Source organism: Bacillus cereus group sp. BfR-BA-01360, assembly GCF_022663595.1.
GTDB classification, from domain to species: Bacteria; Bacillota; Bacilli; order Bacillales; family Bacillaceae_G; genus Bacillus_A; species Bacillus_A cytotoxicus.
In genome coordinates this window covers 1-5,549 of sequence record NZ_JAKUFV010000049.1, presented here as the reverse complement: position 1 = coordinate 5,549, position 5,549 = coordinate 1, and the positions used below count along the sequence as shown (strand labels likewise).

The window sequence follows — 5,549 nt, the reverse complement described above, 5'->3', positions numbered from 1 at the left end:
ACGTTTGAGAAAGGCTTCTCTCCGATTGAGTTTCTAAAGCCAGATGAATTGCAAGATGTGATTGAGCGGATTGAGAATAAGCAGCAATATTAAAGGCTTTATCGATATCTATTAACAGTATAAAGTATCTACGTGTGACCACGAATGTTGCCACGTTTGTGACCATTTTTATAAAAATAACGGGTTTAATATTGAATAATAACTTCCATAACTAACGGTTTATTGAGCGCTTTTTATTAGCGCTCTTTTTATTTTCTACCTTTCCTTGTGTCCATAACGTGATCACTTAAAATATACGGATACTGAAACTCCCTAATTTCCGCCCTTTTATATCGCTGACCATCCACTTGTCTGACCACTTTCTTCTATTATATATCCACTCTGTCCCCCTCCACTATATTTACCGATAATCCCCTCGATATTATACGTTAACTCTCATCCTCCTCCCCCTAGTATCCAAACGCAATTCCCCCTCCGTTTTATCAACGTATTCTCTCGTTATTTCCGCTTAAACTTGACGTTAACCTTACTTCGTTCCCTAGCCGTCAGCTCCCAATCGCTTACCGCCGACCATGTACTACCGTGTAACTCCTCGCCTAAATTAAACGGCATTTCCTTCGAATTTATACTTGCTTAGGGGTTGACTGCCTTTACGCTTTTTGCTAGCGGAAGGAGGACGGTCTAGGAAACGGTGGGGCAGGCTTCACCCCTAGACGCCACGTTAAAAAATAAACGAGGCGCGAAGAGGTGAAGTACGTTTTGCGCTAGCGTCAGTCGTTGGCTGAGGTTTCCGCGTACGCCCCTTCCGACTTCGGCGATTGATTTCTCTCTCGCCCACCGTCTTTCTACATTGCAGCATGTCCCACAATGCGCCGGTACTTTACGTACCCGCCTGACGATGCACCCCGCCTTTACGTATCCCCGTAAAAGCGCCATGCGTCCACTCCTTACCGTTAATGGCCGTAACCGCCTAGACCTGTACACGCACGGAAGGGTTATGCGTTAGATGTACAGCGCCTTACTTTTCGACATCGGCTAGGCTCACCTGTTCAAGTTTTTAGCGTGGTGTTAGGTCGTTCCCACGTTCGGAAATTACCTCTTCGTCTCCTAAAAAAGACAATAGGAAACCTCGTGTACTCCGTTTTTAAAAACGAATGATTACATGAGGCTAATTGGAGAATTTCCGTTATCTAATTATTGATTAATTACGTGAATTCACGTATATAAAACTACTAAAATACATAAGCAATAATCATATTAACGGCGTATAACGTACCGCCTACGCCAAACACTCCGTAATACCAAATACGATCAGATAACGTTTCTAACCCGAAGTAATCGTTTAGTTTTGCGAACATAGTACGTTACCTCCTCTATCCTCGTTATGTAGCAACTGGAACATGTAGAGCGCCGTTTTACTCATCACCTGTTTCTTAATCGATGATCCAGTACGGAATAACACGTGTGTAAATACGTAATAGTTAGCGTCCGTTTCAATATACACGACTGTATGGACGTAACCACCTACGTTTAATTTACGGGATTTACACATTAATACTTCGTTTTCTATTTCGATTGGACTTACACTGTTATTAATCTCACGTTGTAATTCTGCGGGTAATTCTTCGAAGGTGATACGTTGTGAAGCGTTTAGTAACGATTTGAACTTTGACATTTCGTTTATCCCCTTTCTCGATTACACGTTACCGATTTCTTATTACACATATGTAACTTGTTATTAATAATTCCATATTACACTTGTGTAATTAGCAAGTCAATAGTTATTGACGAAATAATTACGAAAATGTAATATGTAACTAAGGATAATTAGGACGGAGGTACTACTATGAAGGTAACGCCACGGTTGTCGGAGATTTTAGCGGAACGTAACTTACGTCAGAAGGATTTAGCGGAGATGGCCGGAACGACAGAGGCTACAATTAGTCGATTCAGTCGTCAGTCTCGATATGAAATCGAAACTTTGATCCGTATTAGTAATGCGTTAGAATTAAAAATCGAAGATTTATTCGTTGTGGAGGACGCTAAGTAAAGCGTTCTTTTTTTATTGGACAAATTTACCGTAATATTTGATATACTTGTATCAGAATATACACACGGGAGTGAACTAAATGGGGAATCGATGGTTAAATAAATTCGGATTAGTTATTATCGGTACGTCACTTGCGCTTTCAGTAGGCTGTACTCCACAAGATAAAGAAGCGGCATCACAAGCGAAGGTACAGAAGGAGGAAGAAAAAGCGCAAAAACAAGCTGAAAAAGAAGCGGAGAAAGAACGTAAGCAACAGGAAAAGGAAGAGAAAGAAGCGGAGAAACAACGTAAGGAACAAGAGAAAGTAGAAAAGCAAGCGAAGGAAAGAGCCGAAAAGAAAGAAAAGAAAAAGCAAGCGGAGATTGACAAAGAAGTTTCCAAAACTAAAGAGACAATACGTAAATTACTTATGACGACTGATAAAACCCTGACTGACTTAAAAAGGTCAGTAGCTAATGGTGGAAGATTATCTGAAATTGATACTAAGATGCTTTCAGGTGATTTAAAGTTAGTCCTTGAGCATGTAGGTGACATCAAAAGTGTCAAAGGTGAAACAGAATCTATTAAAAATTATGAGACTAAGTTAAACGATTTTATCCAATCGTTTGAACAAGGTGAAGAACGCGACATTAAAGAACTTATACGTGACATTAAAACATTATAAAAAATCGACCGCCTATTACGGGCGGTCTTTTCTATGGTTATTACTCGTACTGATACCACCAGTTACGCTCATCTAACCAAGCAGTGAACTCGTCCATTTTGGGGTTACTCATTTTCTCAGTTAACACATAAGGCGCTTCACCTTCGAACAGAATAGCCCCCTTAATCCCTTTGCTACATAGCACTTCTGACACTTCTTTAATCGCATCATATCCTAATCCACCTGTTTTGATTTTTCTGCGGCCGTCGTCACCAGCTACCATTGCGTTTCCTCCTTCTTTTCTATTAAACCATGATAACGGTTTGCTACCTGTTAATCTATTTAAATCGCATTTACCAATACCAGGAACATGCCCTGTCTCTGTGTATTGCCAAATATCGCACTCATATGCAGGCTTGTTTCCGCCGTAACGAGGAATCCAAACGAAATCAGCTTGTATTTTATCCGCTTGAAACATTTTATATGTGTGATGTCCGACATAAAGTCCAATCTTTTTAGCACCTAATTTACGCAACTCATCAATGAACGCTTGCGTACCTGCTCTCATATCGGACATCGTTTTTACTTCCACATCTGCAACCCAAAACAGTGCGTCTTTATCGCCGCGATTCCAAAAATCACGAGCTTCCACCCTTGCATCTTCTACAGAAACAAAGCGACAAAACGCATAGTTTCCGAACGGAATATTCCGCTTCTTCATTTCTTTTACATATTCTTTATATTTATGGTCTACTACTCGTGAACCATCTTGCACTCTAGCGATTACCAAATCTAACTTTGGCGCTGCTACATCCCACTTGATATCACCATTCCATTTTGAAATATCTACGATATGCTTGTGTTCCGCCACTATAAGCCCACTCCTTTACTTTAAATTGTGTTTTTCAAGAACATCTTTTTGCTGCAACCCTCTATTACTTAAATAGTTGTTTTTCCATGCCATATACAGCGCATAACCACCGGTGATTACAGCTACGATATTGTTTGTTAGTTCGTTACTGATAGTCTGGTAACCGACTAAGTTTAATACGCTATTGATTACAGCAATAATCAAGATGACAAAACGCGTAATTGATGCATTATCTAAATTTTTCATGTGATTACCTCCTCTCATTTCAGGAAATTTAAGATGTTAAATAATAAAAGGACTGCCAATGACAGTCCTGAAATCCACATGGATATATTTGCTTTTTTGTTACTTTCTAATTTTTCTTGCGCTATCTTTAAGTCCCGTATTTCTCGATCACGAAATTTAAACATTTCTTCTACTTCAATACGAGTGATGTAATTCTTTTGATTGTTATCAAGCTTTTCTTCGATACGTGTTACAGTTGCATTCATTGCTTGCAGCTGTACTTCAAGTTTCGCGATACGCTCATATTCCTTCTGTTCCACTGCTGTCACCTCTTCTTAGAGCAAAATAAAAAAGACCAGCTATTGCTGCTCTGCTTTTTTATCGATTAATTTATCGACTAATAATTGTTCTAACACTTCTATTCTGCGATTCATTTCTGCCATTTCTACTTTATGTTGTTCTTCCATCATCTGAATTTTTTCATTGTATTTCATTTCTAATTCTTGCACGGCAGCGGTAAGAATAGAGAGTGTAGAATATAGTTTAATTCCGTCCTTCTCTGGTGTAGTAAAAATATCATCTGTTTCTTCCGCAATAAAGCCGTACTGCGTTTCAACATCAGCTATTGTGTACGGTTCAATTCTGTCTTCAGGCTTATTCATTCGCATTTGGTACAATTCATACATATCTCGTTTTAGGAAATATTGCTTCACTTTAAGCTCTCGAACTTTTTCTAAAGGCGAAAACGGTAAATCGTGAATAGATGTTTTTATTTTTTCAGTTGATCTATTGATATGTTGCATTGCATAAGAATTTTGCTCAGCCCATAAATTCGTCTCGGAACGAACACCACCATGTGCGGTCACCTCTGAAACTTCTATACCACGAAATTCATTACCAGCCCGATTCTTGATTTGCAATAACTTATCATAGCCGCTCACTTTAGATGAACGAATTATATGATTTCCTAATATAATGTCGCAATCATTGCCATATGTCGGCGTTCTAAATTCAGCAATTTCGTAATCATTGTGATGAATTGTAACGTGATCACCGTCAAGATTCAAAATTCCAGCTGATTTGAGCCACATGCTCGATTGCGCGGTCAGCCCTAAATCGCCACGCTCGGTCATACGCATGTTACTTTCTGCACCATTTTTATCGATAAAACGATAGTAAACACCTTTTGCATCTTTGTAGATACTTCCTAAATTTCTTCCTGTACCATCACCTTCACCAATCACGATATACGGATTGGACGTCTTACTCTGTTTCTCGTTTTCAAAACCAATTACAATTTTCGCTCGTCCTTGATTCACGAACTGTAATACTTGGTTTTTCATATGAATATGCTCATTGGTATTACTTGTTTTGACCGTCGTACCTTGCAACAACCCGGCTGTAATCCACTCTGCTTTTACTTTACCTACCAGATCAATTAGATCAACTTTAATTTTGAGCTTCTCTGCTGACAGATTGATAGCTGCGATAATATTACCTTTTTTCACTTGAGCTAGAATGCCCTCGTCTAATACTTGTAACTTAGACCCCACTTCTTTGACATAAGCGTCGAAAGTATCATTCAAAAAGGTTTCGTGTTTTTCAGATATAATTTCAACGCCTTTTTCATTCGCTGAAATCTTTCTTTCTAATTCTGTTACTTTTTTGTTATATTGTTCAGTTGCTACCTTGTCCGCTAAGTCATCCATGATTTTATCTTTGTCTACAAAGTCGTTTGGATTTTCTAGAAAGCTGGAAGG

The 5,549-nt window shown here is 38.9% G+C and carries 9 protein-coding genes; 3 read left to right on the top strand and 6 right to left on the bottom strand.

The annotated features are described in order from the left end of the window. Positions 1 to 93 (top strand): DUF3898 domain-containing protein (locus tag MR056_RS21660; protein ID WP_242136711.1); only part of this gene is annotated, 93 nt, incomplete at its 5' end. A 1,139-nt stretch (positions 94 to 1,232) separates the two neighbouring features. Here MR056_RS21660 and MR056_RS21655 read toward each other — a convergent pair. After that, the gene (locus MR056_RS21655) at positions 1,233 to 1,358 is read right to left on the bottom strand and encodes a DUF3961 domain-containing protein (RefSeq protein WP_109141409.1); all 126 of its coding nucleotides are present in this window, start codon (positions 1,356 to 1,358) and stop codon (positions 1,233 to 1,235) included. Further along, positions 1,343 to 1,675 (bottom strand): hypothetical protein, encoded by a 333-nt coding sequence (locus MR056_RS21650; protein ID WP_048723731.1) that lies wholly within the window; start codon positions 1,673 to 1,675, stop codon positions 1,343 to 1,345. The genes MR056_RS21655 and MR056_RS21650 overlap by 16 nt, the downstream gene beginning before the upstream one ends. 171 nt (positions 1,676 to 1,846) lie before the next feature. Here MR056_RS21650 and MR056_RS21645 point away from each other — a divergent pair, with 171 nt between their 5' ends. After that, positions 1,847 to 2,050, top strand: coding sequence for a helix-turn-helix domain-containing protein (locus tag MR056_RS21645; protein WP_000869305.1), 204 nt, complete (start codon positions 1,847 to 1,849; stop codon positions 2,048 to 2,050). A gap of 79 nt (positions 2,051 to 2,129) precedes the next feature. After that, the gene (locus MR056_RS21640; protein ID WP_053083801.1) at positions 2,130 to 2,714 is read left to right on the top strand and encodes a hypothetical protein; all 585 of its coding nucleotides are present in this window, start codon (positions 2,130 to 2,132) and stop codon (positions 2,712 to 2,714) included. 40 nt (positions 2,715 to 2,754) lie between these two features. Here MR056_RS21640 and MR056_RS21635 read toward each other — a convergent pair whose 3' ends face one another. The 4 genes from MR056_RS21635 to MR056_RS21620 all read right to left on the bottom strand — a co-directional run. Further along, positions 2,755 to 3,564 (bottom strand): GH25 family lysozyme, encoded by an 810-nt coding sequence (locus tag MR056_RS21635; protein ID WP_210351317.1) that lies wholly within the window; start codon positions 3,562 to 3,564, stop codon positions 2,755 to 2,757. A gap of 15 nt (positions 3,565 to 3,579) precedes the next feature. Continuing rightward, positions 3,580 to 3,810, bottom strand: coding sequence for a phage holin (locus MR056_RS21630; protein WP_087095443.1), 231 nt, complete (start codon positions 3,808 to 3,810; stop codon positions 3,580 to 3,582). 14 nt (positions 3,811 to 3,824) lie between these two features. Then, positions 3,825 to 4,109: a hypothetical protein gene (locus tag MR056_RS21625; RefSeq protein WP_210351316.1), complete on the bottom strand. Its 285-nt coding sequence runs from the start codon at positions 4,107 to 4,109 to the stop codon at positions 3,825 to 3,827. Between the two features lie 39 nt (positions 4,110 to 4,148). Further along, positions 4,149 to 5,549 (bottom strand): tail fiber domain-containing protein (locus MR056_RS21620; RefSeq protein ID WP_242136710.1); only part of this gene is annotated, 1,401 nt, incomplete at its 5' end.

Excerpts from the sequence above, each read along its gene's own strand:
- MR056_RS21655 (WP_109141409.1), bottom strand. The coding sequence starts at position 1,358 with ATGTTCGCAAAACTAAACGATTACTTCGGGTTAGAAACGTTATCTGAT.
- MR056_RS21650 (WP_048723731.1), bottom strand. The coding sequence starts at position 1,675 with ATGTCAAAGTTCAAATCGTTACTAAACGCTTCACAACGTATCACCTTC.
- MR056_RS21645 (WP_000869305.1), top strand. The coding sequence starts at position 1,847 with ATGAAGGTAACGCCACGGTTGTCGGAGATTTTAGCGGAACGTAACTTA.
- MR056_RS21640 (WP_053083801.1), top strand. The coding sequence starts at position 2,130 with ATGGGGAATCGATGGTTAAATAAATTCGGATTAGTTATTATCGGTACG.
- MR056_RS21630 (WP_087095443.1), bottom strand. The coding sequence starts at position 3,810 with ATGAAAAATTTAGATAATGCATCAATTACGCGTTTTGTCATCTTGATT.